Source organism: Nocardia sp. NPDC005998, assembly GCF_040614395.1.
Classification (GTDB): Bacteria; Actinomycetota; Actinomycetes; order Mycobacteriales; family Mycobacteriaceae; genus Nocardia.
This window is the reverse complement of the sequence record NZ_JBEXUI010000100.1, coordinates 1-1,884: the sequence shown is the minus strand read 5'-3', so window position 1 is coordinate 1,884 and position 1,884 is coordinate 1. Positions and strand designations below refer to the sequence as shown.

General features: G+C 67.6%; 1 protein-coding gene. It reads right to left on the bottom strand.

All coding sequences use genetic code 11. The annotated features are described in order from the left end of the window. Window positions 1-1,884 (bottom strand): condensation domain-containing protein (locus ABZ293_RS42010; protein WP_355189918.1); only part of this gene is annotated, 1,884 nt, incomplete at both ends.

Sequence of the window (1,884 nt, the reverse complement as noted above, 5' to 3'; positions counted from 1 at the left end):
CCCGGCGGGATACGACCAGGTGGCCCGCAACCGCTGCCCTTCGCCGTCGTCGCGGGTATGGGCATTGATGTCGAGCACCGCCGCGACCGGCATATCCGGATTCTGCGCACCGGAGAGCTCGCCGCCACCCAGGTCGCCGCTGCCAGCCGGCAGCCAGCCGACCGCCGGTAGCCCTTCGGGAACCCCCGTCGAGATGCGACCCAGGTAGTTGAATGCGATCTGCGGCCGCGGCAACCCGGCGAGGGTCGAGCCAGTGTCCTCGTTGAGGTACCGCAGCAAGCCATAGCCGACCCCATGGTCGGGGATAGCGCGATGCTGCTCCTTCACGGACTTGACCGCCGCACCCATGGCGGGCCCACCCGCGTACGCGTCGTCGAGATCGATGCCCGACAGATCAAAACGCACCGGGAAGCCCGTGGCGAACCAGCCGACCGTCCGGGTCAGATCCGCGCCCGCGACGACGCCTTCCTCCCTACCGTGTCCCTCGAGACCGATCAGCACATCGGTGAGCCCGGCGGTCTCCGCCTGTCCTTCACGCCGCCACTTCGTCACCGCCACCGCCAGCGCGGCCAACAACCCGTCGCCCACCCCACCGTGGAATATGGCGGGCACCTCGGTCAATAGCGCCTCGGTCACCTCGGAAGACAACTCGACCTCGACGGTCCGAGCAGTCGCCGCCACATCGATCGCAGGGTCCAGAGGCCGCGACCCGATCATCGGATCGGGCCCATCGGCCATCGCTCGCCACAGTGCAAGCTCGGCGATCCGCTCCTCGCTGTGGGCCGCCTCGACCAGTCCATGCGCCCATCTGCGCATGGATGTCCCGACCGGGGCGAGCTCAGGTGGCTCGCCGGATTCGATCCGCGCCCACGCGAGCACGAGATCCGGCACCAGCACGCGCCAGGAAACCCCGTCGATCGCGGAATGATGCACCAGCACAAGGACCCTGCCCGGTTCCGCCGTGTCCACCGGATCGAACCAGACCACCTGCAGCACGATCCCGGCGTTCGGATCGAGCCGGTCGGCGGCGGCCGTCAACTCCGCCGCCGCCAACGTCCGGAACTCGGTGCTTTCCGGCGTCGCGGCCATCGGCACCCGGTGGATCAGGTCGTCGGCGCGAATCATGCCGACCGGCAACACATCCCACGTCCAGCGCCCGTCATCGTCGCGAGACAGTCGCGCGCGCAGCATGTCGTGGCGATCGAGGACCGCCTGCACGGTGTCGGCCAGCCGCGGCTGGTCGATCCCGATCGGCAAACCGAGCAGCATCGCCTGCGAGAAGCGGCCGAAACCCGATGCGGACCGCTCGAGCATCCAGTGCATGATCGGCGTCAGCGGCAGCGGTCCCACACCCCCGCCGGGCAGTTCCTCCGGCAAGGCGACCGCCGTGCGGTCGTGCGCGGCGATCTGGGCGAGTCCGGCGACGGTCTTGCGTTCGAACACATCCCGTGCCGAGAACGCCACACCGGCCGCCCTGGCCCGAGTCACCAACTGGATCGACATGATGCTGTCGCCGCCCAGGGCGAAGAACGAATCGTCCAAACCGATCGCTTCAGTGCCGAGAATGTCGGCGAACGCTTGCGCGATGGTGTGTTCGATCGGTGTGCGCGGTGCTCGGAATGGTTTGTCGGCAAGGAAGACCGGATCCGGCAGTGCTTTTCGGTCGAGTTTGCCGACCGGCGTCAGCGGGATGCGGTCCAGCACCATGATCGAGGACGGGACCATATACGACGGCAACCGGTCGGACAGGTAGTCGGCCAGCAACGCGGTATCGATCGATTGCTCCGCAGCGGCAACAACATAGGACACCAGCGATTGGGTACCCGCATCGTTGCGGTGACCGACAGTCACCGCATAGGCGACGGTTTCATGGGTAGCCAGAGC